The sequence below is a fragment of the Texas Phoenix palm phytoplasma genome (genome assembly GCF_005774685.2).
Taxonomy (GTDB): domain Bacteria; phylum Bacillota_I; class Bacilli_A; order Acholeplasmatales; family Acholeplasmataceae; genus Phytoplasma.
This window is the reverse complement of record NZ_VBRA02000012.1, coordinates 1-1,900: the sequence shown is the minus strand read 5'-3', so window position 1 is coordinate 1,900 and position 1,900 is coordinate 1. Positions and strand designations below refer to the sequence as shown.

General features: G+C 18.1%; 2 protein-coding genes. Both read left to right on the top strand.

Annotation, left to right across the window (positions count from 1 at the left end):
* The first annotated feature begins 927 nt into the window (after positions 1-927).
* Positions 928-1,254 (top strand): hypothetical protein, encoded by a 327-nt coding sequence (locus FEF22_RS02030; RefSeq protein WP_210352287.1) that lies wholly within the window; start codon positions 928-930, stop codon positions 1,252-1,254.
* A 236-nt stretch (positions 1,255-1,490) separates the two neighbouring features.
* Positions 1,491-1,900: hypothetical protein (locus tag FEF22_RS02025; protein WP_210352286.1), on the top strand; the 410-nt coding region annotated here is incomplete at its 3' end.

Genomic DNA, 1,900 nt, shown 5'->3' with positions numbered 1-1,900 from the left:
GTCGTTCTTTGTCATTAAAAAGCTTTTTTTAGTAATTAAATCTATTTGTTGGTGGTTCGATTTGATCTTAAATTTTTTTCTAAAAGATATAATTATAAACTATATCGTATATTTTTTATTTAAATCGTGGAAAAAGTTTGTACGTAATTTTCTATGTCTTCTTTTATTGTTTCTATAATTTCGTCTAAATCTGCTATCTAAAATACTCCTTGTTTAGTTTTTTTGAATAATATTCAATAATTTTTTTCAAAATTTGGTAAATTTATTTGTAAATTTTTATCTATTTCTTTCCATTTTTTTGAAATATATTTTTCTATATTATTGTTTTTGTTTATTTTGAATTTTTTTTTTGTATATTTTCTAACGATAGTTTATTTCTTTTGAATTTAATTCATAATTTATTTATCATTCAAGGTTTCATTTTCTATTTTATTTTTAATTCTTTTATTTCTGAATTAGAAAAATATTATTATTTAAGTTTATTTTTTCTACTAAATTTTATTTTTTTATTATTTTCTTGAGGAACGTTTGCTCTTTTTTTTTTCTACAAAGAATGTTTTCACTATTTGATTTTTCATTTACGTTAGGAGTTATTGTCAGCCTCTGTCAAAAGCTTTTTAGTATCTAGATATTTATTGATACCTTCGATTTGATCTAATTTTTTTCTTAAAAGATTATACTGAGAACTATATCGTGCTTTTTATTTAAATCGTGGAAAAAAAGTTTGCACGTACCTTCTATGTCTCTCATTGCTTCTATAATTCGTCTAAATTCAAGCATTGTAAATAATTTGTTTAGTTTTTTTGAATAATATTCAATAATTTTTCTTTTTCAAAATTTGGTAATTTATTTGTAATTCCTTTATCTATTTCTTTCCATTTTTTGGAAATATATTTTCTATATTGTTTTTGTTTATTTTGAATTTTTTTGTATATTACTTCTTTTGAAGATATTATAAATTTAGGTATCTCAAAAAAAATTTCTAAAATGTATTTTATTTGGAATTTAGAAAAAATAAATCATAACCAACAAATTGCTAATCAATTAATAAATGAATTTTCAAATAAATATAAGTTTTTAAAAAATAATACTTTAGAACAAGAATTATTAAAAATTTCTTTAAAAACAGAAAACAACCAACCTGAATTAGAATCCACAATATCAAATTATATAAAAAAAATTAAAAAAGATTTATTAAACGATATAATGAAAAAAACTTTATCAGAAACAAATTATATTGAAGAAGACACATAAAGAATTAATAAAAATTACTTTCAGAACAAATAGAAAATTCTTTTAAAAATAAAATAGAAAATTTAAATTTAGTTAAAAACAACATAACAAACGAAATAAAAGAAAAATTAAACGTTTACACTCAAGAAACAATAAAAAAAGAAATAAAAAATTTAGTAGAAAAAATAAACTTAAATAATAATATTTTTTCTAATTCAGAAATAAAAGAAATTAAAAATAAAATAGAAAATGAAACCTTGAATGAAATAAATTATGAATTAAATTCAAAAAGAAATAAACTATCGTTAGAAAATATACAAAAAAAATTCAAAATAAACAAAAACAATAATATAGAAAATATATTTCCAAAAAAATGGAAAGAAATAGATAAAAATTTACAAATAAATTTACCAAATTTTGAAAAAGAAAAATTATTGAATATTATTCAAAAAAAAACTAAACAAGAATTATTTTATGATAACTTGAATTTAGACGAAATTATAGAAACAATAAAAGAAGACATAGAAAATTACGTACAAACTTTTTTCCACGATTTAAATAAAAAAATATACGATATAGTTTATAATTATATCTTTTTAGAAAAAAATTTAGATCAAATCGAACCTCAACAAATAGATTTAATTACTAAAAAAGCTTTTTTAATGAC